This is a genomic window from Pseudomonas maumuensis, assembly GCF_019139675.1.
Classification (GTDB): Bacteria; Pseudomonadota; Gammaproteobacteria; order Pseudomonadales; family Pseudomonadaceae; genus Aquipseudomonas; species Aquipseudomonas maumuensis.
On record NZ_CP077077.1, the window covers coordinates 1,014,259 to 1,039,216 of the forward strand.

At 65.5% G+C, this 24,958-nt stretch carries 21 protein-coding genes; 4 read left to right on the forward strand and 17 right to left on the reverse strand.

Annotation, left to right across the window (positions count from 1 at the left end):
- Positions 1–19: 19 nt before the first annotated feature.
- The 3 genes from KSS90_RS04735 to KSS90_RS04745 all read right to left on the reverse strand — a co-directional run bounded on the left by KSS90_RS04735 (position 20) and on the right by KSS90_RS04745 (position 1,396).
- Positions 20–517, reverse strand: coding sequence for a type II toxin-antitoxin system YhaV family toxin (locus tag KSS90_RS04735; protein ID WP_217868407.1), 498 nt, complete (start codon positions 515–517; stop codon positions 20–22).
- Complete coding sequence (locus KSS90_RS04740) at positions 514–840, reverse strand: type II toxin-antitoxin system PrlF family antitoxin (protein WP_110735832.1); 327 nt, start codon at positions 838–840, stop codon at positions 514–516. Before KSS90_RS04740 ends, KSS90_RS04735 begins: the two co-directional genes overlap by 4 nt.
- A gap of 109 nt (positions 841–949) precedes the next feature.
- Entirely contained in the window at positions 950–1,396 is a 447-nt protein-coding gene (locus KSS90_RS04745; RefSeq protein WP_217868408.1) for a universal stress protein, read from the reverse strand.
- A 260-nt stretch (positions 1,397–1,656) separates the two neighbouring features.
- Between KSS90_RS04745 and KSS90_RS04750 the strand changes: the two genes are divergently transcribed.
- From KSS90_RS04750 to KSS90_RS04765, 4 genes are all read left to right on the forward strand, one after another.
- A complete protein-coding gene (locus tag KSS90_RS04750; RefSeq protein WP_046854222.1) occupies positions 1,657–2,562 on the forward strand; it encodes a LysR family transcriptional regulator in 906 nt (301 codons plus the stop codon).
- Positions 2,563–2,827: 265 nt separating this feature from the next.
- A complete protein-coding gene (locus KSS90_RS04755; protein ID WP_217868409.1) occupies positions 2,828–4,369 on the forward strand; it encodes an MFS transporter in 1,542 nt (513 codons plus the stop codon).
- A gap of 27 nt (positions 4,370–4,396) precedes the next feature.
- Positions 4,397–5,458 carry an HlyD family secretion protein gene (locus tag KSS90_RS04760; protein ID WP_217868410.1) on the forward strand — a complete coding sequence of 354 codons (1,062 nt, stop codon included), beginning with the start codon at positions 4,397–4,399 and terminating at the stop codon, positions 5,456–5,458.
- On the forward strand, positions 5,455–6,894 hold the full coding sequence (locus tag KSS90_RS04765; RefSeq protein WP_217868411.1) for an efflux transporter outer membrane subunit: 1,440 nt from the start codon (positions 5,455–5,457) through the stop codon (positions 6,892–6,894). The genes KSS90_RS04760 and KSS90_RS04765 overlap by 4 nt, the downstream gene beginning before the upstream one ends.
- 108 nt (positions 6,895–7,002) lie before the next feature.
- On the opposite strand, the gene KSS90_RS04770 is transcribed toward KSS90_RS04765, so the two are convergent.
- From KSS90_RS04770 to KSS90_RS04835, 14 genes are all read right to left on the reverse strand, one after another.
- Positions 7,003–7,827: an SDR family oxidoreductase gene (locus KSS90_RS04770; protein ID WP_217868412.1), complete on the reverse strand. Its 825-nt coding sequence runs from the start codon at positions 7,825–7,827 to the stop codon at positions 7,003–7,005.
- Between the two features lie 147 nt (positions 7,828–7,974).
- On the reverse strand, positions 7,975–8,439 hold the full coding sequence (locus KSS90_RS04775; protein WP_046854227.1) for a hypothetical protein: 465 nt from the start codon (positions 8,437–8,439) through the stop codon (positions 7,975–7,977).
- Between the two features lie 184 nt (positions 8,440–8,623).
- On the reverse strand, positions 8,624–10,078 hold the full coding sequence (locus KSS90_RS04780) for a mannose-1-phosphate guanylyltransferase/mannose-6-phosphate isomerase (RefSeq protein ID WP_217868413.1): 1,455 nt from the start codon (positions 10,076–10,078) through the stop codon (positions 8,624–8,626).
- 35 nt (positions 10,079–10,113) lie between these two features.
- A complete protein-coding gene (locus KSS90_RS04785; protein WP_217868414.1) occupies positions 10,114–10,761 on the reverse strand; it encodes an alginate O-acetyltransferase AlgF in 648 nt (215 codons plus the stop codon).
- A gap of 20 nt (positions 10,762–10,781) precedes the next feature.
- Positions 10,782–11,942, reverse strand: coding sequence for an alginate O-acetyltransferase (locus KSS90_RS04790; RefSeq protein ID WP_217868415.1), 1,161 nt, complete (start codon positions 11,940–11,942; stop codon positions 10,782–10,784).
- A gap of 10 nt (positions 11,943–11,952) precedes the next feature.
- Positions 11,953–13,410 (reverse strand): MBOAT family O-acyltransferase, encoded by a 1,458-nt coding sequence (locus KSS90_RS04795; RefSeq protein ID WP_217868416.1) that lies wholly within the window; start codon positions 13,408–13,410, stop codon positions 11,953–11,955.
- 190 nt (positions 13,411–13,600) lie between these two features.
- On the reverse strand, positions 13,601–14,704 hold the full coding sequence (locus KSS90_RS04800) for a mannuronate-specific alginate lyase (protein ID WP_217868417.1): 1,104 nt from the start codon (positions 14,702–14,704) through the stop codon (positions 13,601–13,603).
- A gap of 7 nt (positions 14,705–14,711) precedes the next feature.
- Positions 14,712–16,154, reverse strand: a complete 1,443-nt coding sequence (locus KSS90_RS04805; RefSeq protein WP_217868418.1) for an alginate O-acetyltransferase — start codon at positions 16,152–16,154, stop codon at positions 14,712–14,714.
- A 13-nt stretch (positions 16,155–16,167) separates the two neighbouring features.
- On the reverse strand, positions 16,168–17,724 hold the full coding sequence (gene algG, locus KSS90_RS04810) for a mannuronan 5-epimerase AlgG (RefSeq protein ID WP_217868419.1): 1,557 nt from the start codon (positions 17,722–17,724) through the stop codon (positions 16,168–16,170).
- Positions 17,725–17,742: 18 nt separating this feature from the next.
- A complete protein-coding gene (locus tag KSS90_RS04815; protein WP_217868420.1) occupies positions 17,743–19,221 on the reverse strand; it encodes an alginate export family protein in 1,479 nt (492 codons plus the stop codon).
- Complete coding sequence (gene algK / locus KSS90_RS04820; RefSeq protein ID WP_225933135.1) at positions 19,218–20,750, reverse strand: alginate biosynthesis TPR repeat lipoprotein AlgK; 1,533 nt, start codon at positions 20,748–20,750, stop codon at positions 19,218–19,220. The genes KSS90_RS04815 and algK overlap by 4 nt, the downstream gene beginning before the upstream one ends.
- A gap of 12 nt (positions 20,751–20,762) precedes the next feature.
- Positions 20,763–21,929 (reverse strand): alginate biosynthesis protein Alg44, encoded by a 1,167-nt coding sequence (locus tag KSS90_RS04825; RefSeq protein WP_217868422.1) that lies wholly within the window; start codon positions 21,927–21,929, stop codon positions 20,763–20,765.
- Positions 21,930–21,963: 34 nt separating this feature from the next.
- Complete coding sequence (locus KSS90_RS04830) at positions 21,964–23,445, reverse strand: glycosyltransferase family 2 protein (RefSeq protein ID WP_217868423.1); 1,482 nt, start codon at positions 23,443–23,445, stop codon at positions 21,964–21,966.
- A gap of 71 nt (positions 23,446–23,516) precedes the next feature.
- On the reverse strand, positions 23,517–24,833 hold the full coding sequence (locus tag KSS90_RS04835; RefSeq protein ID WP_217868424.1) for a nucleotide sugar dehydrogenase: 1,317 nt from the start codon (positions 24,831–24,833) through the stop codon (positions 23,517–23,519).
- Positions 24,834–24,958 lie beyond the last annotated feature (125 nt).

Genomic DNA, 24,958 nt, shown 5'->3' on the forward strand with positions numbered 1-24,958 from the left:
ATAAATTGGCGGGCAAGTGTCAGCGCTTGAGGGTGGCGTTGAATCGGGCTGTTGCCGCAGTTGCTTCCTGCAACAGCTGATCCCAGTCGTCAGGCGGGTGTCCGTTACCCAGCATGCGGCGGAACACTCTGTAGGCGTCGTCGCTGCTCTCGTAAGCGCGTTTGCTGTCGTCATCATTCACCCACGCCAGCACGATGATCTTGCTGGATGCGTGATAACGGAAAAACAATCGATATTGCTGGAAGAACTTGGCACGGAACCAGTGCTTGTGTTCCGCGCCCAGTGTGCCGCCCATGCGATGGTCCGGATTGCCGGGCGCCTGGGCAATGACGTCGAAGGCCAAGCGTCTGATGGCCTTCAATCGTTTTGCCGCATTTTTCTTCACATAACCGACCGGATCTTTCCTCTTAAGCACTTCGACTTCATCGATGAGCGCCTCGAGCTTGTCGAGAAAGAGGGGGTGGGCGAACACACTCCAGCCATGCACGCATAGAGGTTTGCGCCTCGTTTCAGTCATTCATCGTCCGCCGATAGAGGTTGATCGAGATCGATTTCAACGTCGCCAACCAGTGCATCCAGGCGAGCGACAAACTCTGCATCGACAACCTTCAAACGTTGCGGGTTCGTGGCGATATCCCGCTCCAGGAACTCGAGGAACTGCCCCACGGCAGGGTCTTCCTCGGCTGTCTCTGCGCGGGTCAGTATCACTGCTCCGTCAGGGCGGATCGAGTAGTGAATCTTGTCACGCTTTTTCAGGCCCAATGCGCGGCGAACGGTTTCGGGGACCGTTGTCTGGTAGCGCTCGGTCAGGGTCGATTCCGCTTCGAAGGTAGTAGCCATGGTCGTCAGTCCGCGAGGGGTAATATCGGCCACGGTAATGCGAGTGCATTACCTGGTCAATGCAGTTGCATTACCTCGTGTGTACTGGCTGATCAACGGTTTTCCTGGCTCAAGCTGCCCCGACCAGCACGGGCACCTTCACCCGGTCGATCACCTTGGCACTGATCGACGGATCGAGCAGCCTGCCTAGCCGTGACAGGTGGCGGTGGCCGATGATGACCAGTTCGCACTCCAGCTCCCGGGCCTTGGCGACGATCGCCTCCACCGGCTGGCCGGCGACCATGCAGCCCAGGCTGTCGAAGCCGGCGTCGCGCAGCATGCTCACGGCGTTGTTCACGGCGTTCTCGGCCTGTTGCTGTTCATCGCAGGCGGCGGGGTATTCCTCCAACTCATCTTCGGTGTAGGCGGTGCGGTGATCATGCACGGCGAAGGTCGAGTCGATGGCCAGCAGCACATGCAGGGTGTGCTCGCCGGGGCGGCAGTAGCGCTGGGCGAGGGTGAGCAGGCTGGCGGCTGCCGGAGAGGCGTCGATGGCGATCAGAACCGGATGGGGCATGGGCAATCCTTTGGAGAATGGATGGCAGTGCTGCGCTCAACGCCGGCAAGTCGCAATGGCGAACCGCCGCGCCCACAGGGAGATGCGCTGCCTGCAGGCGCTGCGGTTCGCCGCCGCGGCTTGCCAACGGTGAGGCCACACCATTGTCGATTCATTGACCTCTATGGATAAATGGTCCCCCACGCACGGCGCCATTGCGTCAGACGCAATCGGCCAACCTGTTACCATCGCGTTTCCCACAGCTGTCACGGAAAACGGCCATGCAACTCCCGGACATGAACCTGCTCGTCGCCCTCGATGTGCTGCTCGACGAAGGCAGCGTGGTCGGTGCCGCCCAACGCATGAACCTGAGCCCGGCGGCAATGAGCCGGACCCTCGGGCGAATCCGCGAGGCCATGGGCGATCCGATCCTGGTGCGTGCCGGCCGTGGCCTGGTGCCGACACCGCGAGCGTTGGCCCTGCGCGAACAGGTGCATGGCTTGGTGGAGCAGGCTGGCCTGGTGTTTCGCAGCCGCGACGCCGTCGACCTGGTCAACCTCGACCGCGCCTTCAACATCCGTACCAACGACCTGTTCATTGCCCTGTATGGCGCACAGTTGCTGCGCATGATGCTGGCCCAGGCGCCGCGCACGGTGCTGCGTTTCGTGCCCGAGGGCAGTGGCGATGACGATGCGGTGCTGCGCAACGGGCAGATCGACCTGATCATCAGCTCGGCCATCGAACTGGGGCCGGAGATCAAGGTGCAGAGCCTGTTCAACACCTACTTCGTCGGCCTGGCCCGTGAGGATCACCCGATCTTCGATGCCGCGATCACCCCCGAGCGTTTTGCCGCCTACCCGCAGATCAGCGTGTCCCGGCGTGGCCGCGCCAACGGGCCGATCGACGTGTCGCTGGCCAACTGCAAGGTGGAGCGGCGAGTGGCGCTGATCACCACCAGCTTCCATTCGGCGATGTTCTCGCTGCCGGATTCGGACCTGATCCTGCCGATACCGGCCAACATCCTCAACAGCGTGCAGCGCTTGAAGCTGCCGTTGCGTTCGTTCGAGATCCCGGTACCGCTGGAGAAGGTCAACGTGATGCAGGCCTGGCATCCGCGCTTCGACAATGACCCGGCGCACCGCTGGTTGCGGCAGACGTTGAAGGCTTGCGGCAGCATCGATCCTTGATGAGGACCGCTGCGCGGTCCATCGCCGGCAAGCCGGCTCCCACCCCGACCGCGCCGCCCTCTGGCCAAGCGCCATCCTTGTGGGAGCTGGCTTGCCAGCGATAAGGCCATTACAAGCAACACAAGACAGGAGGAGATGCTAGCTTGCAGCATTTAGCCTGGATTGCGTCTGACGCAACATAAAGCTGCCAACAAGTCAGTTTTCGTCAGCATTCGACCTTCTTAGACTTCCCCAGCCCTTAAAATGTTGCTGGAGATGTCTATCCATGAGTTCCCTGACCGCGCCTTCCGCCGCGCTGGCCGCCGCCCCTGCGCCGGCCGCCCCCGCGCAGACGGCGTTCGGCCTGCGGGTGGTGGTCGGGCTGTTCGGCGTGTTGCTGGCGGTGCTATGCGCCGGGCTCAACGAGGCGGTGACCAAAATTTCCCTGAGCGACATCCGTGGCGCCATGGGCATCGGTGCCGACGAAGGCGCCTGGCTGCTGGCGGTGTACAGCGCAGCTTCGGTCTCGGCCATGGCCTTCGCGCCGTGGCTGGCCACCACCTTCTCGCTGCGCCGCTTCACCATGACCGCCGTTGGCCTGTTTGCCGTGCTCGGCCTGATCCAACCCTTCGCCCCCAACCTGCACAGCCTGATGTTGCTGCGTGTGCTGCAGGGCTTCGCCTCGGGCGCCTTGCCGCCGATGCTGATGAGCGTGGCGCTGCGCTTCCTGCCACCGGGCATCAAGGTCTATGGCCTGGCCTGTTATGCCCTGACCGCCACCTTCGGGCCGAACCTCGGCACGCCGCTGGCTGGCCTGTGGACCGAGTACGTCGGCTGGCAGTGGGCGTTCTGGCAGATCATCCTGCCGTCGCTGCTGGCAATCGCCTGTGTCGGCTGGGGCCTGCCCCAGGATCCGCTGCGCCTGGAGCGCTTCAGGCAACTGGACTGGCGCGGGGTGCTGCTTGGCCTGCCGGCGATCAGTTGCATCGTCCTCGGCCTGTCGCTGGGCGACCGCTGGGGCTGGTTCGACTCGACGCTGATCTGCTGGCTGCTCGGTGGCGGTGTGCTGTTGCTGGTGCTGTTCATGTACAACGAGTGGTCCGAGCCATTGCCTTTCTTCCAGTTGCGCATGCTCTCGCGGCGCAACCTGAGCTTCGCCCTGGTGACCCTGGCCGGTGTACTGGTGGTGTTGTCCGGCGTGGGCAGCATTCCGTCGGCGTATCTGGCGCAGATCCAGGGCTACCGCCCGGCGCAGACCAGCCCGCTGATGATGCTGGTGGCCATGCCGCAGCTGCTCGCCCTGCCGCTCACCGCGGCGCTGTGCAACATCCGCGCGGTGGACTGCCGTTGGGTGCTGGCGGCGGGCCTGGCGATGCTGGCGGCGTCGTGCGTGGGGAGTAGCCTGCTGACCTCGCAGTGGATTCGCGGCGACTTCTACCCCTTCTACCTGCTGCAGGTGTTCGGCCAGCCGATGGCGGTGCTGCCCCTGCTGATGCTCTCCACCAATGGCATGACCCCGCAGGAAGGTCCGTTCGCCTCCGCCTGGTTCAACACGGTCAAAGGGCTCTCGGCGGTGATCGCCAGCGGCCTGCTCGACGCCCTCGGCACCCTGCGCCGGCATTTTCATTCCAACCACCTGGTCGACAGCCTGGGCAACGCGCCGCTGATCGACGACAACGCCGCTGGCCTGGCCAAGCGCATCCATGAACAGGCCCTGGTGCTGACCTCGGCCGACCTGTACCTGGTGATGGCGGGTATCGCCGTGGCCATGATCTGCCTGATCCCCTTCGTGCCTACCCGGATCTTCCCGCCGCGTGCGGTGGCCTGAAGCCGGGGCTGAATTCGAGATAGAAAGATGACCAACAACCGCAAGACGCTCTTCATCGGCTCGGCACTCGCCGTGGCCGTGCTCGCCGCCCTGGTCGGCCCCTGGATGTTCGGCAGCGATCATCGCCAGCGCACCAACGACGCCTACGTGGCCGCCGACTACACGGTGGTGGCGCCGAAGGTGGCGGGCTTCATCAAGGAGGTGCTGGTGGAGGACAACCAGCAGGTGAGTGCCGGCCAGTTGCTGGCGACCATCGATCCGCGCGACTACCAGGCCGCGCTCGACGCCGCCCAGGCCCAGCTGTTGGTGGCCAGGGCGCAGAGCCTGGATGCCCGCGCCACGCTCGAGCGCCAGGCCTCGCTGATCGCCCAGGCCGAGGCGGCGGTGAAGGCGGCCCAGGCCGAGGCGGCCTTCGCCGACCACGAGGTGACCCGCTATAGCCGCCTGGCCGAGCAGGGCGCCGGCACCGTGCAAAATGCCCAGCAGGCGCGCAGCGGCGTCGACCAGGCCCGTGCGCGGCTGGCCAACAGCCAGGCGGCGTTGCTGGCCACGCGCAAGCAGGTGGACATCCTCAGCGCCCAGGTGGCCAGCGCCGATGGTCAGCTCAAGCGTGCCGAAGCTGGGCTGGAAAAAGCCCGCCTGGACCTGTCCTACACCCGCATCACCGCGCCGGTCGACGGCATGGTCGGCGAGCGTGCCCTGCGCATCGGCGCTTACGTCAACCCGGGGGCGCGGCTGCTGTCGGTGGTGCCGCTGGAGCGCGCCTATATCGTCGGCAACTTCCAGGAGACCCAACTGACCCATGTGCAACCGGGGCAACCGGTGAGCATCAGCGTCGATACCTTTTCCGGCGAACAACTCCACGGCCGTGTCGAGAGTATCGCCCCGGCTACCGGGGTGACCTTCGCCGCCGTGAAGCCAGACAACGCCACCGGCAACTTCACCAAGGTGGTGCAGCGCATTCCGGTGAAGATCGTCTTCGATGACGGCCAGCCGCTGTTGGCGCGCCTGCGCGTGGGCATGTCGGTGGAAGCGACCATCGATACCCACGGCGACACGCTGGCCGGCAAAGAGGTGACTGCGCGATGAGACGCCTGAGCCCTCTGCTGTTGGCCATGATGCTGGCCGGCTGCACCCTCGGCCCGGACTTCCGGCGTCCGGACAGCGAGGCGCCCAAGGCCTGGGCCGAGCTGCAAGGCCCCGCCGCGGCCAGCCAGCCGGTGGCCGAGCCGCTGGAACTGCGTTGGTGGGACAGTTTCCATGACCCGCGCCTGAGCGCGCTGATCCAGAAGGTCACCGAGCGCAACCTCGACCTGCGCATGGCCAGTGCCCGTCTGCTGCAAAGCCGCGCCCTGCGCAGCAGCGTGGCGGCGGACGAGCTGCCGGCGGTGGACGTGAACGCCGGGTACAGCCGTGCGCGCAACAGCGCCGAGGGGCTGAACGACCCGTCCGGCAAGTCTGGCAAGTCGGCGTACAACCTCTGGCAAGGCGACCTGGTGGCCGGCTGGGAACTGGACCTGTGGGGGCGTTTGCGCCGCCAGGTCGAGGCCGCCGACGCGAGCGTGGCGGTGGCGGAGAACGACCGCCGGGGCGTGCTGCTGGCCTTGCTTGCGGAAACCGCCGGCAATTACATCCAGTTGCGTGCCGTGCAGCACACCCTGGACATTACCCAGGACAACCTCAAGGTCGCCCGCCACAGCCTGAAGTTGTCCGAAGGCCGCCAGGCGGAAGGGGTCGCCACCCGCCTCGACGTAGCCCAGGCCAGCGCCCAGGTCGCTTCGATCGAGGCGCGCCTGCCGACTCTGGAGGCCCGTCGCGACGACCTGATCAACGCCCTCGGCCTGCTCGCTGCCGAACCGCCACGCAGCCTGCAGCGTGAGCTGCTGCAAGGCGGCGAGCTGCCCGCGCCGCAGCAGCGTTTCGCCATCGGCGTGCCTTCGGAGCTGGCCGAGCGCCGGCCGGACATTCGCCAGGCCGAGGCCCGCCTGCATGCCGCCACCGCCAGCATCGGCGTGGCCAAGGCGGACTTCTACCCGAGCATCCGCTTGTCCGGGAGTGTCGGTTTCCAGGCCATGCAACTGTCCGATTTCGGTGGTTGGGATTCGCGCCGGTTCGCCTTCGGCCCGCAGCTGTCGCTGCCGATCTTCGAGGGCGGGCGGCTCAAGGGCACCCTGGCGCTGCGCGAGGCGCAGCAGCAGGAGGCGGCGCTGAACTACCGCAAGGTGGTGCTCGGTGCCTGGCACGAGATCGACGACGTGCTGCGCCTGTACAACGCCAGCCAGCTGCGCCGTGATCACCTGGCCGAGGCGGTGCGGCAGAACCGCATCGCCCTGGAGACCGCGCAGCGCCAGTATGTGGAAGGGGCGGTGGACTTTCTCAACGTGCTGACGGTGCAGGGTGCGCTGCTGGCCAGCGAGGAGCAGTGGATCGACAGTTCGGCGGCGGTGTCGCAGGCGCTGGTGGGGCTGTACAAGGCGCTGGGCGGGGGCTGGCAAGCGTTCGACGAGACGCCAGTGAAAGTCTGAGGGGCTGCTGCGCAGCCCTTTCGCCGGCAAGCCGGCTCCCACAGGGTTTCGCATGGCTTGATGCTGTGGGAGCCGGCTTGCCGGCGATGGGGCGCAAAGCGCCCCTAGTCACAATGGCCGTAACAACCCAAAGCGCTTGCGCAACACCCAATCCAGCAGCCTTTGCGGCAGCACCCGGGCCATCAACGGCAGCGCCGTGCTGCCATTGCCGATTCGTACCAGCGCCGGCACTGGCGACTTGCGCGTGGCGGCCAGCAAGCGCTGGGCAAACACCGCCGCCGAAGTCGGTCGGTCCTGCGATGCCCGCGCTCGGGCCTGTACCTGTTCGCGCAACGGCCACCACGGCGAGTCGCTCGCCAGTACCTGCTCGGCCTGTTGCTGGGCATTGCTGGCGAACTGCGAGGCGATTGCCCCCGGTTGTACTTCCATCACCTGGATACCGAATGGCGCCAGTTCCAGGCGCAAAGCATCGGTGAGCCCATGCACGGCAGCCTTCGACGCGCAGTACGCGCCGGCGAACGGGGTGACCAGCACGCCCGAGACGCTGCCGATATTCACCACCAGCCCACGCGAGCGGCGCAGCAGCGGGAACAGCGCGCGGGTCACGCCAACCAGGGCGAAGACGTTGGTTTCGAACTGTTGACGCATGGCCTCGACACCGCCGTCGAGCAGCGGGCCCATGGCGCCGTAGCCGGCGTTGTTGATGAGGATATCGAGGCCGCCGTGGCGGTCTTCCAGCTCGTCGGCCAGGCGGGTCAGTGCCTCGCCGTCATTCACATCCAGTTGCCGTGCGGCAAAGCCGGCGGCGAGCAGGGTGTCGACGTCGTCGGGCTTGCGGGCGGTGGCCCAGACTTCGTGGCCGGCATCGCGGAAGGCGTCGGCCAGGGCGCGGCCGATGCCGCTGGAACAACCGGTGATGAGGACGGTGGGCATGGGTAGGCCTTAGGTCTGGGAGGGTCGTAATACCTGCCCCGGCCCTATCGCTGCGGTTCGCCGCTGCGACAAGCCAGCTCCCACAGGGATCACCAAAGCCCCTGTGGGAGCTGGCTTGCCAGCGATAGGGCCGGTACAGGCAATGAATCAATTGGCGAATGTACCTTGCAGATGCTCGGCACGAAACTCCAGGGTCTGCGGCCGATACCCCGAGCGCAGCGGCGGCACCGGCAGGCAATCGCTCCACTCGACGCCGGGCTGCAATTCGCCGGGGCCGCGATAGCGGGGTGCTGCATAGGTGTTCTCGGCAAGGTTCACGGTATCGCCGGGGGCATAGGCGGCCACGCGCCAGCGCAGTTCGGTCAGCGGCGCCTTGTTGCCGTTCTTCATGCGCACCTGCAGGGCGCGGTCGGCGGGGCACTGGTCGGGGGCGTAGCTCAGGCGAATGTCCAGGCGCGCCAGCTGCGAGGCCTCGCGGGTGTCCTGCCAGACCACGCCTAGCGCCACCAGGCCCAGGCCGCAGACGGCGGCCAGGGAAATCGGCAGGGCCTTGGCGGGGTAGCGCAGCAGCAGGACCAGCCAGGTGAGGATGAGCAGGGCGCCGATGATCATGGTGGGGCAGGCCTTGGTGGCGGGGGTTTGATCATCGTAGCGGGAAATGGGTATTGGCTCAAAAGCGAGAGGGCCTCGCCCTCCTTTCGCCGCTGCCCATCGCCGGCAAGCCGGCTCCCACAGGAATGTACAAAGCCTGTGGGAGCCGGCTTGCCGGCGATGGGCCGCAAAGCGGCCCCGGGGCTTACTGCGCGATGGTCTTCACCGAAACCCCACGCTCCACCGGCGTGGAAGTTCGCCCATACACATCCTCGAAGCGCTCGATATCATCCTCGCCCAGGTAGCTGCCGGACTGCACCTCGATGATCTCCAGCGGGATCTTGCCCGGGTTGCGCAGGCGGTGTACCGAGGCGATGGGGATGTAGGTGGACTGGTTCTCGGTGAGCAGGAACACGTTCTCGTCGCAGGTCACCTCGGCGGTGCCGGACACCACGATCCAGTGCTCGGCGCGGTGGTGGTGCATCTGCAGCGACAGGCTGGCGCCCGGCTTGACGGTGATGTGCTTGACCTGGAAGCGCCCGCCCATGTCCACCGAGTCGTACGAGCCCCACGGGCGGTAGACCTCCAGGTGATTCTGGGTCTCGGTCCGGCCTTGGGCGTCAAGGGTGTTGACCAGCTGCTTGACGCCTTGGACCTTGTCCTTGTGGGCGATCATCATGGCGTCCTTGGTCTCGACCACCACGATGTTCTCCAGGCCGATCACCGAGACCAGCTTGCCATTGCCATGGATCATGCAGTTGTGGCTGTCCTGCACCACCACGTCGCCCTTGGTGACGTTGCCGTTGTCGTCCTTCTCATGCACGTCCCACAGCGACGACCAGCAGCCGACGTCGCTCCAGCCGGCCGACAGCGGCACCACGCAGGCGCGCTGGGTCTTCTCCATCACCGCGTAGTCGATGGAGTTATCCGGGCAGCAGGCGAAGGTGGCTTCGTCGATGCTCAGCACATCGGCGTCTTCCTCGCTGCGCTCGAGGGCCAGCAGGCAGGTGTCGTAGATGTCAGGATCGTGCTTTTTCAGCTCCTCGAGGAAGCGGCTGGCGCGGAACAGGAACATGCCGCTGTTCCAGAAGTAGCCGCCGGCGCGGACGAACTCGTTGGCGCGTTTCTCGTCGGGTTTCTCGACGAACTGCGCGACCCGTGCCACGCCCTCGGGCAGCAGTGCGTCCTGGCTGGAACGGATGTAGCCGTAGCCGGTCTCGGGCTTGGTCGCCGGCACGCCGAACAGCACCATCTCGCCGCGCTCGGCGGCCACGGTGGCCAGGGCCAGGGCGCGTTGCAGGGCCTTCTGGTCCTCGATCACGTGGTCGGCCGGGAGCACCAGCATCAGCTCGTCACGGCCTTCGTTGACCAGCTTCATCGCGGTCATGGCCACTGCCGGCGCGGTGTTGCGGCCGAACGGCTCCATGAGGATGGCCTGGGTTTCCAGCTTCAGCGCGCCCAGCTGCTCTTGGACGATGAACTTGTGGTCCTTGTTGCAGACCACGATGGGCGTGTCCATGCCATCGAACACCAGGCGTTCGATGGTCTGCTGGAACAGCGTGTGTTCGCCGGTCAGGGCCAGGAACTGCTTGGGGAACTGCTTGCGCGACAGAGGCCACAGACGCGAACCGCTACCACCAGAAAGAATTACCGGGATCATCATGTTTCTCCAATAGTCGTTTAGAGGCAGGGGGATCAGTTGCTAGCCACGGGGCGAGTTACCCACACCGGCGACAGGCTGTTGCCGGAACCGGTGACATACAGCACGGCCGCTTCGCCGCGCTCCAGGGCGACGGGCTTGACGTCGCCGACTTTCTTGTCGCCTGCATACAGGGCAAGGTTGACCTTGACCGGGTTGATTTCACGTTCGCCACGGCCCTTGGCGGCCACCGGCTTGACCACTTCGGTCTTGCCGTCGGCGGTCTTCAGGGTCAGTTGCTGGTCGCTGAGGTTCTGCACCCGCACCAGGGCTTTCTGCTTGTTCTTGAACGGTGGCTCTTCGATCAGCTGCGGGTTGCCGCCGTTGTTGTTAACCAAGGTGTAGTACTTGTCGGCGGCCAGCTTGACCGGCACGCTCTTGCCGCCGACCTGGGCGGTGTAGTCGCCGCCGGGCAGGAAGCTGAAGTCGCTGCTGGCCTGGGCGCCGACCTGCTTGATCTGGGTGTTGCCGACGCTGGCGGCGGTGGGGCTGCTGGCGGCGTTGTACAGGCGCACGAAGGTCGAGCCCTTCGGCGCACTCGGGCCATAGAGGGCGGCATCGGCGCCGGCGAAGGCCTGCATCGAGGCCAGGGACAGGCCGGCGGCGAGGGTGAGGGCTTTGGCAATGGAAGTCTTGGTGGTCATGTGCGTGTTCCTCTCTATCTTCAGTGGTCCGTCCGGTTGGACGACAGGGCCAGGTTTTCTTCGGATTTGCGGGAGTTCTTCAGCTGCGCGATCCACTGCGGATCGAAGGCGCTGAGGTCGTTCTTCATGGGCAGATACCGTTCAGGGAATTCCCACACCACGACCTGTGGCGGGGCATTTTTGAAAGCGTCGCTTTGCAGGTACTTGAGCATCGGCAGCAACGGCCCGTGGCCGTCTTCGGCGTAGTTGGCGACGTCGCTGCGCAGGGCCTGCTGCAGGGCGCCGAGGAAGTTCCAGTGCGGGTTGGCGCTGTAGCTGGTGCCTACCAGCGCGACCGGGATGCGGCTGTCGTCGAACAGCGCGTCGCCACCTTCGGCGCCCTCGGCCTGCACCGGGTGGGTCTTGCGTTGCTGCAGGGTGTCGGGGGTGGGCAGCAGGTTGCTGAACAGCGGGTCCAGCGGCAGGAAGTTGGTCAGGTCGCCCTTGTACGGCGCGCTGGCGCCGGCCTCGGTGATGTACGCCTGTGGCTCGCCGGTGAGCAGGTGCTGGCGGTCGACGGCTTCGGCCAGCGATTGCGCGACCACTTCGGCGCCCATCGGCGTCCAGTGGGTGTCGGTGCGCAGGAACACCTGGCCGCGGGCCTTGGCCTGCTCCAGCGGCGCCAGCAGGTCGGGGGCGAACACATTGGCCTGGCGCGCCTGGGCGTGGAACTGGTTGAACAGGTCGTCGTGCAGGCTGGCCGGCGTCTCCTTGCCGATGTATTCGGAATAGAGCCGGGCCTTGGCCGGGACGATCGCCAGCACCAGCTGCACGCCCTGGCGTTGCAGTGCGTCACGCACCCCGCGCACCAGTGCCAGGTTGTCCTGCATCTGTTGCTGCGCGCCGGCGGTGGGGTTGAATTCCTCGTCGGTGAACAGCCACTGGTCGCGGCCCAGCACCACGCCGGGGCGGCCTTCGTTGAACAGCTTGAAGTCCAGCGCGGCCCACAGGTTGGTGCCGACGCGCTTGATCGGGAACTGCTCGTCGTAGTGGGTTTCGGCGGCCTTGGCCAGCTTGCCGTCGAGCAGGGTCATCTGCCCGGTGCGGTTGAAGCTTTCCAGCCCGCCGACCGACCATGCGCCCAGCCCGACCAGCAGGCCCATGAACGACAGCGAATAGGTGATGCGAAGTGTCCGGTTCATGATTCAGGCCTCAGAACTGGAAGTACAGGAACGGGGAGTAGCTCTGCGCCGAGAGCTTGAGCACCGAGGCGACGAACAGCAGCAGGACCAGGGCGCGGGTCATGATCCGCGTCCAGTCCAGCCCCACCGAGCCGTCGGCGTTGATTTGCACCGGCGTGGCCTTTGGCGTTGGCCTGGCATTGCGGTAGAAGTCGCGCAGGCCGAAGAACGCCAGGCTCAGGTAGGCGACGACCAGCGTGGCCACCTGCAGGCCGGTAAGCTGGGCGCTGTTGATTTCCGACAGCTGCCAGTCGCCGAAGCTGAACATGGCGCCGTACATGCGCGCCGCCACGTGCAGGTTCTCGGCGCGGAAGATCACCCAGCCGACCACCACCAGCAGGAAGGTGAAGGCCCATTTCACCGGGTTGAAACGCTGCGGGTTGGTGTCCAGCCCCAGCGCGCGCTCGATGGCCAGCCACAGGCCGTGCCAGGCGCCCCAGATGATGTAGGTGAAGTTGGCGCCATGCCACAGCCCGCCCAGCAGCATGGTCAGGAACAGGTTGCGGTAGGTGTTGAAGGTGCCTTTGCGGTTGCCGCCCAGGGTGATGTACAGGTAGTCGCGCAGCCAGGTCGACAGGCTGATGTGCCAGCGCCGCCAGAACTCGGTGATCGACTGGCTGATGTAGGGCTGCTTGAAGTTCTCCATGAAGCGGAAGCCCATCATCAGGCCCAGGCCGATGGCCATGTCGCTGTAGCCGGAGAAGTCGAAGTACAGCTGCGCGGTGTAGGCCAGGGCGCCGAGCCAGGCATCACCGGTGGTGGGGTTCTGCAGGGCGAAGCAGTGGTCGGCGACCACCGCCAGGGTGTCGGCGATGAACACCTTCTTGATGAAGCCCTGCATGAAGCGGGTGCAGCCTTCGGAGAACTTGTCCAGGGTGTGGGTGCGGTTGTTGAACTGGTCGACCAGGTCCTTGAAGCGCAGCACGGGGCCGGCGATCAGGTGCGGGAAGATCGCCACGAAGGCCGCGAAGTCGATCAGGTTGCGGGTGGCCGGGGTGTCGCCGCGGTACACGTCGATGATGTAGCTGATCGACTCGAAGATGTAGAACGAGATGCCGATCGGCAGCAGCACATGGGTGAGGATGAACGGCTCCAGCCCCATCGAAGTCATGATCGCGTTGAGGCTGTCGACGCCGAAGTTGGCGTACTTGAAGTAGCCGAGGATGCACAGGTCGACGCCCACGCCGAGCAGCAGCCAGCGCTGCGCGGGCTTGGTGCGCACGCCGGCGGCGCCGACTTTCAGGCCGATCCAGTAGTTCCACAGGGTGACCCCGGCGAACAGGGCGAGGAAATCCACCCGCCACCAGGCGTAGAAGATGTAGCTGGCAACCAGCAGCAGCAGGTTGCGATAGCGATTCCCGCTCACGTAGTACAAGCCGAGGAAAACCGGCAGGAACAGGAACAGGAACACGTTGGACGAGAAGACCATCCCGGTTCTCCTAGTTATGCACAGCACCTGGGGCACAGCGCCCCCCAAACCCCCCAGCAAAAAGCTGGAAGGCAACCTAGTCCCCTGTGGGAGCCGGCTTGCCGGCGATGGGCCGCATGGCGGCCCCGGCCATCGCAGGGCAAGGCTTTGCCTTGCATCGCCGGCAAGCCGGCTTCCACAGGGAATTGCGTTACTTTTTCTGTTCCGCGCTTGGGTCGTAGACCCGCGTCACATCGCCACCCAGCCGGAAACTGTTGAACGGCTGCAAGTCATGCTTGCGCTCGAGGGTGTCGCCGACGCACTGGTACAGCGCGCACCACGGCTCGAGCCAGGCGTACTTGCTGTCGATCTTCAGGTCCTTGAGGTCCTGCTTCACGCCGGCGCGGGTGTTGAAATGAACAGGGTCGCGGGCACCGGCCAGCACGCCTTCGCCAAGCCGTTGCAGGGCGAAGTTGTTTTCCTTGCGCAGGTCCACGCCGTTGGCCTGGGCGAAGCTGGCGATCATCGCCAGCGGCGGCAGGGCGTAGTTGTGGTAGGCCAGGGCGCGTTGCTTGCGCTTGACCTCGTTGGGCAAAAAGCCCTGCTCGTCGACCTGGTTGACGCCGACCTTGTATTCCTTCACCGCCCAGTCGAACAGCTCCTGCTGGTCGGTGGCCACGGCGGTGGCCATCACCGACCAGGCCGCCCAGTAACTGTGGTTGTTGATCTTCTCCAGCGGCAGGTCGCTCCAGTCGCGCACGGTCTGGCGCGCCAGGCGCACGAACCATTTTTCGATCTGCTCGGCTTCGGCGCGGTGCGCCGCCAGTGGCTGCGAGTTGGAGAACTTCAGGCGCAGCCATGAGCCGCTCATGCTGCCCAGGGCCCATTTGCGCATGGACTTGCCGGTGTGGTTGTAATCGGTGGACATCAACGCATCGGCGCGTGCCCAGGTGTCGAGCCAGGTCAGGGCGCAGTCCAGTTGCGCCGGGCGGCCATCGCGCATGTACTGGCCGACCATCTTGCTGACGCCTTTCTCGAGGGTGGTGATGTCCTCGGTGGATTTGCGGAAGGCTTTTTCCGAGGCGACATTGAGTGTCGCCCGGGCCTTGTCCGAACCTTCGTACTTGCTGCGGAATTGCAGCGCGCCGGTATAAGGCTTGGGCGCGGCTTCGCAGCGGAAATTGCCGTCGCCGGTCTTGAATTTCTCGATGCCCTCGTAGTAACCCTGGGGCGGCACCAGCGCGGCCTGCGCCGCGCCGCCGAACAGGGCGAGGGCGAGCAGGGCGGGTGCGGTCTTGCTGCTTATGATGGTCATGGTCGCCTCACTGGCCAGCTTGCGCGGTGTGCTGCGCGGGGCTGGCGAAGTTGTTGCGTTTGCAGAGTTTGGCTTCGACTTTCTGCGTACCGCTTTCTGGCCCTTGTACCTCCAGGGCGAGCAGGTTCTGGCCTGCCCAGTCTTCGTCCTCGCGCATCTGGAAGACGAAGCGCCCGTCGGTGTCGGAGGTCTCGGGCTTCTCGATCTTGATGTCCTCGTGGCGGCCGTTGAGGTACCACAGAGTGGCCTGCAGCACCTTCACCGAGCTGTCCTCGAACTTGATGTCGAGCTGGTGGTTGCGGTTGACCAGGTCCTTGATCACGCCGTTCTTGCCGTTGACCATCAGCTCGTTCTTGCCGGGCTTGAGGGTGGCGCTGGCGCTCATCTGGGCCGGGCGGTCGTCGCAGCCGTCGTCGAGCAGGCCGAGGATCTGCCGCCAGATGGTTTCCTGGTCGAGGCGGTACAGCGGCGAGAACTCCCACACCAGGATCTTCGGCGGGTTGTTCTGGAACTCCTCGCTGCCCAGGTACTGGATCATCGAGCCTTCCAGGCCGCCGCCGGGGAAAGCGACATTGAGCACATCGGCCCCGATGTACTGTTCGAGGAAGCCCGAGAAGTTGTAGTTCTTGCCGCTGTGGCTGGTGCCCACCAGGGTGATCTGCGCGTTGCCCGAATCGCCGAACAGGTCGTCGCCGCCGGCGGCGCCCTTCGGTTCGGTGGCGAACTGATCCATGTACTGCACCGCATAGCTGGTGCCGCACAGCTGGCCGGCGACGTTGTGCAGGGTGCCGGTCTTGCCCATGCGGCCGGACTTTTTGGTCTCGAATTCCTTGCGCGGGATGCCTTCGAAGGCCGGCATCTTGTGCACGGTGTCGGCGACGATCTTTGCCGCGCGTTCGGCGCCATAGGGCGTCCAGTGCTGGTCGCCGCGGAAGTAGAAGTCCTTGCCCTGGTCGGCGGCGGCCAGTTGCTCGTTGGTCAGCGGCGACAGGTCGGGCACGTTGTAGCCCATTTTGCTGAAGCGCTGGAGCATGGCCTGGTAGTTGCGCAGGGCCTTCTGGTAGTCGAAGGCGGCCTTCTCTTCGGGGTTGAGCATGTTGCGGTTAACCAGGCCACGGGTCGGCTGATAGACCACCACCAGCTCGACGCCACGCTTCTTGAACGCGTCGTGCACCTGCTGCAGGCGCTTGTAGCCGCCCGGGGTGGTGTCGAACTCGGTGCGCAGGTCCTCTCGGGTACGGAACAGCCAGTCGCCCTGGGCTTGCACCAGGGTGGTGAAGTTCTGCTGGTAGCGCGTGGTGTAGCGGCTGGCGTCGTGGGCCTCGGGGCACAGCTGGCAGCACGGTTCGGCGCTGAAGGTCGGTGCCTTGACGTCTTCGGCGCGCACGCCCTGGCTGATGGCCAGGAGGGCGGCGGACAGGCCCAGCAGTTTCATCAGGTGTGGAGTCATGGTCTGGGCTTCCTTAGTCGATCATTTCGGTCTGGCGTTCGACCGGGTCGATCAGCACGGCCTTCTGCTGGCGCACCAGCAGGTCGAGGATTTCGTCCTGGCGCTCGCCGAGCACGCCGTTGAAGCTGATGCCGTTGGCCTTGCGCGGCATCAGCATCGACACCTTGTACAGCTCCACCGACAGCGGCGAATCGATCGACAGCGGGCCCGAGCCGTTGGCCGCCAGCTCGCCGCCGACCACGATCAGCGACACCTTGGTATCGAACGGGTCGAGGGCGATGTCGCGGTCGGTGTCGGACAGGTCCTTGATATGGCCGTACACGCCCACCAGGCCGTTGGCCATGGCGACGTTCTCGTACAGGCGGATGTTCACGCTGTTGCGCACGCGGATGCCGTGGCGGCGGTTGTTGATCAGCTTGTTGCCCCAGATCAGGTTGTCGCCGCTCTCGTACAAGGTGATGCCGTCGGTGTGGTTGCGGTAGATCTCGTTGTAGGCGATCAGGTTGTTGACGCTGTTACGGTCGATCACCACGCCCGAGAGCTTGTTGTCGTAGCTCTTGTTGTTGATGATCCAGCTGTCGTTGACCTCGCGCGAGACGATGATCCCGTGCTTCTTCTTGGTGCCGTATACGGTGTTGCCGGCGATGATCAGGCGGTGCGAACGGTCGTGGGGGTCGATGCCGTAGACGATGTTGTCGCGGTAGGTGCTGTCCTTGATCACGAAGTCGCTGGTCTCGTAGCAGTAGAAGCCGTACCACATGTCGCTGAACTCGGAGCCGATGATCCAGCCGGTGGGTTCCGGGCGGCCCATCTGCTTGGCCATGTTCGGCGTGTACTGCGAGATGCTCACGCCATAGGACTTGGATTTGGCGTAGCCGAAGCTGGCCATCTTGCTGTTGACGATATAGGTCTCGGTGCCGCCCCAGCTGAGCAGGAACGGGCGGAATTCGTCGGGCTTGCGGAAGGTCGCCGGGCCGTTGGCCTGCTCGCGCCAACCGGTGACCCGGGTGTCGCTGACGAACAGCTTGCCGTCGTTGACGATGAACGAACCGCCTTCCTCGGACAGGCGCAGTTCCTTGACCTTGCCGTCGATCTCCAGCACCCCCTTGCGCCCGACCACGATCGGCAGGCGCGCCAGGTACACGCCCGGCGCGGTTTCACGCAGGTACTGGCTGGGGACTTTCTTGCTCAGCTCCACCAAGTCGACGTGGCCGTCATCGACGAAGATCGCCTGGGGGATGCCGTGCTGGCGGCGTACCCATTCGGCGCCCTTGTTGTCGCCGCCGATGAACTCTTTGAGGGTGTCCTCCTGGAGCATGCGGCGCACGCTGACCTTGCCCTTGTGCTGGCGGTCGATCTTTTGCTGTACGGCCTGGGCGGTGTAGCCGGACAGGTCGGGCAGCTTGGGCGGGTCCATCTTCAGCGGCTCGATCGGCGCGCTGGAGATGGTGTAGGTCTTGGCCTGTTGCAGCCCTTTGGCCATTTCCGGCTCGGCGGCCTGGGCAAGGCCGCCGGCCAGCAGCAGGGCGCTGGCGAGCAGGCTGTGGCGAAGGTTCGGGTGCAGGTTCATGGCTATCCTCTCCCGGCCTCAGTAGCGCCAGATCACGTCGACGAAGGCGCGGTGCATGTACGAGTCGGCCTCTTTGCCGTAGGCGTCGCCCGGCTTGAACACACCGGCGCGCAGGCGCACCAGGGCCGACGGCTCGTCGATCGACTGGCTGATCGAGGCCGGCAGCAGACCCTGCTTGAAGTACTTGGTCACGACCACGTCCATTTCCTGGCCGAGGTCTTTCTCGCCCTGCACCAGCGGGCGGCTGATGCCGCCGTCGTCGACCACCGCGTTGATGCCGCTGGAGCCGATGTTCTGCTTGCCGTCGACGCGCCAGAACTTGTGGTAGATGAAGCTGGCGTCGTAGTCGTCGCGCAGCTGCCAGGAGGCGAACAGGGTGGCCGCCTGCAGGTTGCCCAGCTCGCCGCGGAAGGCTTCGCCGAAGCGGTGTACCCGCGAGCGGGTGCCGGTGAAGTTGGAGCGGTTGCTCTCCAGGCCGGTCTGCTCGAAATTGTTCGAACCGTCGCTGCCGCCGCCGCCGCTGCCCCGGGCGTAGGCCGCGCCGACTTGCCACTGCGGGTCGAGGCGCAGGCGGATACCGAGGTCGGTGGCCCAGGCGTTGACGTCGCCGCTCTGCTTGCCGGTGGCGACCTGGTCGTTGCCGACCGCCTGGCTGCTGAGGGTATCGCGGTCGCCGGTCAGCCAGGTGACGCTGCCCCAGTAGTTGACGGTGTGGTCGTTGCGCCAGTTGTAGGCGTCGCTGTTGGCCTCCAGGCCCAGCCAGGTGAGGTCGCCGGTGCGGGTCTTGTCGAGGGCGTCGACGGTTTCGCCGGGGCTCTTCAGGCTGCCGCCGTCATGGCTGTGGTGGGCACGCAGGCCAACCCAGTGGCCGGGTGTCCATTGCGTGGCGACGTTGCCGTAGACATGGCTGCGGTCCTTGTCTTCGGGGGCCAGTTCGGTGAGGTCGGTGCGGTATTCGCTGAAGCGCTGGGCAACGCCAAGGTCGGCCTTGAGCAGGGTGGTGTCGAAGGTCCAGTTCAGCGCCTCGATGTTGGTGTCGCGCCACATGCCGTCATCGCTGCGCAGGCGCTGGCGACCGAAGCGCAGCTGCTCGCCGGGGTAAGGGGTCAGGCCGCTGTAGCCGATCCAGAATTCGCGCATGGCCAGGTAGCTCTTGTCCGGCTTGCGGCTGTCGTCGCCGTTGTCGCTGGTGGTGCCGTCGTCGTTCTGGCGCAGGGTGTCGGTTTCGATGATGTCGGTGGCGGCCACCGCCTGGCCCATGGCGAAGGCGCTCCAGTTGCCGCGCTCGCCGTACACCCAGGGGCGCAGGTCCAGGCCCAGGCCGTTGACGTCGCCGCCGGAGCGGGTGCCCAGGTCGCGGTCGTCCTCGGACTGGCCGGTGATCTTCACGTCGAGGCCGAAGTTCTTCTGCGCGGTTTCCGCCGCCAGGGTCGGCATCGACCACAGCAGGGCGAAGCTCAGGCCGATGCCGGCTTTCACGAAGGGGTTGAGCGTCATAGCGAATCCTCGGCGTCTACTTCTTCTTTCTCGTCCTGCAGCGCTTCGATGGCCAGGGTGCTGTTGGCGCTCTGGGCCATGCTGCCGCGTGCCTGCTTTTCCTGCGCCAGCAGTTGCTGGGCCTGATTGCGCTGGTCGGGCGTGAGCTGCTGGTCGAGCTGTTGCAGCAGCTCGCTCGACTGTGGGGTCGGGTTGACCTGGGAGAGTTGCGCGAACACCCAGGCATTGGTCGGCGCCGGGCGGATACCGTGGCCTTCGCTGAACAGCTGGGCCAGGGCGTAGTCGGCGCTGTTCTGGCCACCACGGGCGGCGGCGAGCAGGTGGTCGACGGCCTTTTGCGGCTCGACCTGGCCCAGGTAACCGCGGCGGTACAGCTGGCCGAGGTAGTAGTCTGCGCTGACTTCGCCGGCGTCGGCGGCGGCCTGCAGGTGCTCCTGGGCCTTCTGCGCGTCGGCGGGCACGGTCTTGCCTTCGTAGTAGAGCCGGCCCAGCAGCAGTTCGGCGCGGGGCTGTTCTGCCTCGCGGCCCTTGTCGATATAGGCCATCAGCTGGTCGGTGTCGCCCAGTTCGGGGAAGTCGTAGAGCAGCTGCGCCAGGCTCACCCAGGATGCCGGGTTCGCCGGTGCGACCTGCTCGAGCAAGTCCTTGGCGGTCTTCTCGTCGGTCTGGCCCAGGCTGCGGTCGGCCAGCACGCGGGCGACGCTGTCGACCCGGGTGGCCGGCACGGCGCCGCGGGCATGGGCTGCCTTGAGCTGCTCCAGTAGGGCGGCCTGCTGCTCGGGCTGGGCGCGTTTCTGGTAGACGGTGGCCAGTTCCACGTAGCAGATGTCGGTAGTGGCCAGCGCGGCCTTGCAGATCTTCTCCACCTCGCCCAGGTGCTGGTCATAGGTGCCCTGGGTGCGGTACAGCAGCACCTGGGCCAGGCCGGCCTCGGGGTTGTCGGCGGCGCGCCACTGGTCGATCTGCTGTTGGGCGTTGACCTTGGGGAAGCTCTGCGGGTACTGCAGGTAGAGCATCGCCAGCGGGATCAAGGTATTCGCTTCACCTTGTTGCGCCGCGAGCTTGAGCAGGGTCTCGGCCTCTTCGCGCTCGGCCTGGGTGCTGTCGGGCTTGGCCACCAGCAGGCGGCCGAGGCGCGCCTGGGCACGGGGCGAGGTGGCGGCGGCGGCGCGGTAGGTGGACTCGGCTTGCTTGAGCTTGGCCGGGTCGCGGGTGCTGACCTGGATATCCGCCAGGCCGACCTGGGCGTCGCTGTAGCCAAGGTCGGCGAGGGCCTTGTAGTTGCGCTCGGCGGTGGCGGTGTCGCCGCGCTTGAGTGCTTCGTTGGCCAGGCGCTGGTCGGGCAGGCCGGCGCAGCCGGCCAAGGTGATGGCGGCGGCCAGGGCGCATGCCCCCAGGCGCAAGCTGTCCCTGTGGGAGCCGGCTTGCCGGCGAGAGGCCAGTGCAGGCGCTGCATCCGCTGGGCGAGTGCTGCGCACTCGATCGCCGGCAAGCCGGCTCCCACAGATATCGGGGTGTCTGCTGGTCATTATCCGATCCTCTTACAGCCCGCGGGCCACGGCCTTGTCGATCAGCCAGTTCAGCGACGGGCCACGGTCGCTGTTGACCGAGGCCGGGCGGCCGGCGAGCTCGGCCGGCAGGCCGCCGTCGGGCTTGATCTGCACGCGGATATCGGAGGCCAGGTTGTCGGTGTCCAGGCTCGAGCTACCGGTGATCCGGCCGCTGCGCACTTCATCCTCGCCGGCGATCTGGAAGTTGACCCGGGTGCCCGGTTTCACTTCATCGAACTGGCGGTAGCTGAAGCGCGCCTCGATGGTCGGGGTGCTGGTACGTGGGATCAGCGCGAACACCGGCTGGCCCTTGCTGGCGTACTGGCCGTCATCCACCAGCTGGCGCGAGACCACACAGTCGCACGGGCTGGTGAGGGTGCCGGAGAGCTGCTTGCCGAACAGTTCCTCGACCTTGGCCGGCTCCAGTTGCGCGTCGTCCAAGTGGCCCTTGAGCAAATCGAGCATGCTGGTGTTGAAGGTGGCCAGTGGCGCGCCCTTGGCCACGCTCGCGCCGTTTTCCACCAGGCTCTGCACGCTGCCGTCGCGGGGCATGGTGACGTTGGTGGTGGGCACCGCGACCACGCCGGCCTCGGCATGGCTGACGAAGTACAGGCCATACAGCGACTTGGCGACGAAGCCGAAGGCCACCAGGCCGACCACGAACACCCCGGCGGTGACGGTGACCGCGCGCAGGCGGCCGAAGGCCGACAGGCCCGAGCCCCCGTCCTTCTGTTTGCGCGCCTTGGTGAAGTTGTCGCGCTGCAGGGTGCTGAGCACGTCGCCGACGCTGATCAGCTCGCCGGACAGGTGGCTGGTGATGATATGGCGCAGGGTGGCGATGTCGCGCGGTTCGAGGTTCTGGAACTCGGCGCCGGTGCGAGCGGTTTCGCGGCTGCTGGTGCGCACCAGCAGTTCGACGTCCATCGACAGGCCGAGGTTGTCGACCACGAACTGCAGGCGACCGCGCAGCACTTCGCCTTCAGGCAGCGGTTTTTTCGCGTGGAAGGACAGGCCCCCGGCGGACAGGTCGTCAACCTTCACCTCGTGCGGCTCGCGGTTGCCGTCCAGGTAGCGCAGCTTGGCGGGAATGCGCACCCGGGCATGCTGGCGCTGCGCTTCGGATTCATGCACGACATTGACGTTCACGGCGGTATTCATGGCGATTTTCGTTCCTGTTATCCGATCCGGGGGCTCACACGACCATGAACAGCACGGCGACGAAGATGCTCGCGGCCGAGAAGGTCATGGTCCGCGAGGACCAGGTGTTGAACCATTGTTGAAAACTTGCGAGGTCGCGCTTCAGGGCAGTGGGCTGGCGGGTCCAGGACTGCTTGTCGAGGCGGAAGAACACGTAGATCTTCATCACCGCGCCGACGATCTGGTTGTAATAGAGAATCAGCGGGTAGGCGGGGCCTACGTTGTGGCCCGAGCACAGCAGCATGATGGTGAGGATCAGGCGGGTGATGCCGATCCACAGCAGGTACACCAGCAGGAACTGCAGGCCGAACTTGAAGCTGGCGATCACCGCCACGGTCAGGCCCAGCAGGCTGGTCCACATCGACACGCGCTGGTCGAGCAGGACGATGCTGGTGAACAGCCCCAGGCGCTTGAGGCCCAGGCCCAGGGCGCGGGAGTTCTGCCGCAGGTTGTTGCCGTACCAGCGGTACATCAGTTTGCGGCTGGCCTTGATGAAGCTTTTCTCCGGCGGGTGCTCGACCGTGTTGATCGCCGCGTCAGGCACGTAGAAGGTGTCGTAGCCCAGGCGCATCAGGCTGAACCAGCTGGACTTGTCGTCGCCGGTAAGGAACTTGAAGCGGCCCAGGCGCCAGTGCATCAGCGAGTCGCTTTCGACGTCGGCGATGAACTCGGGGTTGGTCACTACGCTTGCGCGGAACATCGACATGCGCCCGGTCATGGTCAGCACGCGCTTGCTCAGGGCCATCGAGCACATGTTGATATGGCGCTGGGCGAAGCGCAGTTTGTGCCACTCGCTCATGATGTAGCCGCCGCGCACTTCGCAGAACTCGTTGGTGGTCAGGCCGCCGACGTTGGGGTAGAGCTTGAACCACGGCACGGTCTTGCGCACCACACCTTCGGCCAGCACGGTGTCGCCGTCGATCACCGCGACCACGGCGTTCTCGTCCGGGAGCATCCGCGAGATGGCGCGGAAACCATAGGCCAGGCCGTCGCGCTTGCCGGTGCCGGCGATGCGCACGATGTCCAGGGTGACGTGCCCGGGCGGGTTGTACTTGGCCCACAGGCTCTTGACCAGCAACTCGTCGGACTTCTCCACCAGCGAGCAGACCACCGTGGTGGGGAAGCCACAGTCGATCGCCTCGCGGATCACCGAGCTGTAGACCTGGGCGGTGGTCAGCGCATCGATGCGGAAGCTGGTGACCATCAGGTACACATGCGACGGGTCGGCGGCCTTGCCGAGCTTCTGCACCTTGCGGCGCAGGTACGGGTAGACCAGGTACAGGAAGATCATGCCGCGGATGAAATGGGTGGCGCCCATGGAGTAGCGCCAGATGCCGACAGCGCCGACCAGGAAGATGAAGTGCTTCGACTGCGAATCGAAGATATCGCTGGGCAGGGCCAGGGCGATCAGCATGAGCAGGCTCATGTAGAGCAGCCAGCCGGCGCACTGCAACAGCACTGTCTGGAACCTTTGCATGTTCGGCATCCGTCGAGAATTCGGGGTGGGAAGGGCGGCGCGCTGGGGAGGGACGCGCCGCCCGACCGGGTTTACCAGCAGATGCCTTCGGTGCGGCTGGTGGTGCAGGTCGGCTTGCTCATGAAACCGACCAGGTCGATCACTTGCTTGCCGGCCGGCGCCTGTTGGGCCAGGGCACGGAATTTCTCGTCACGGTTGCCCAGCACGATGATGTCGGCGTCGTTCACCACCTGCTCGAAGTTGGCATTGAGCAAGGAGGACACATGCGGAATCTTCGATTCGATGTATTCCTTGTTGGCACCGTGTACCCGGGCGTACTCGACGTTCTGGTCGTAGATGTCCAGCTGGTAGCCCTTGCCGATCAGGCGCTCGGCCAGCTCCACCAGCGGGCTTTCGCGCAGGTCGTCGGTGCCGGCCTTGAACGAAAGACCCAGCAGGGCGACCTTGCGCTTGTCGTGGCTTTCGATGATGTCGAAGGCGTTCTGCACCTGGGATTCGTTGCTGCGCATCAGCGAGTCGAGCAGCGGCGCCTTCACGTCCAGGCTCGAGGCGCGATAGGTGAGGGCGCGCACGTCCTTGGGCAGGCACGAGCCACCGAAGGCGAAGCCGGGGCGCATGTAGTACTGCGACAGGTTGAGCACCTTGTCCTGGCAGACCACGTCCATCACGTCGCGGCCATCGACGCCGACCGCCTTGGCGATGTTGCCGATCTCGTTGGCGAAGGTGACCTTGGTCGCGTGCCAGACGTTGCAGGTGTACTTGATCATCTCGGCCACTTCGATCGGCTTGCGGATCACCGGGGCATCGAGTTCTTCGTACAGGGCTTGCAGGACGTCGCCGCTGGCGCTGTCCAGTTCGCCGATGACGGTCATCGGTGGGTGGTCGTAGTCCTTGATCGCGGTGCTTTCACGCAGGAACTCGGGGTTGACCGCCACGCCGAAGTCGACACCGGCCTTCTTGCCCGAGCAGTCTTCGAGGATCGGGATCACCACGTTCTTGACGGTGCCCGGCAGCACGGTGCTGCGCACCACGATGGTGTGACGGCGGGAGGTGTCGCGTAGCACGTAGCCGATCTCGCGGCACACCGACTCGATGTACTCCAGGCCCAGGTCGCCGTTCTTCTTGCTCGGCGTGCCGACGCAGATCATCGACACATCGCTGGCGCGGATGGCTTCGGCGAAGTCGGTGGTGCCGCGCAGACGGCCATTGGCGATGCCTTGCTGCAGCAACTCTTCCAGGCCCGGTTCGACGATGGGCGACTTGCCCTTGTTGATCAGGTCGATCTTGGTGCCGGACACGTCCACCCCAATCACGTCATGGCCTCGTGCCGACAGGCAACCTGCACAGACTGCACCCACATAACCCAAACCAAAGATGCTGATACGCATCGCATTCACCTCGTGTGTTTATCACGCCAGCCCTTCAGCGAAGAGCCGGCCGGGTTGATTGACCAGCAGTTTTCGGGCGCACGGTTCCATGGCGAATTGACACTTCACCGAACGCAGGCATGAAC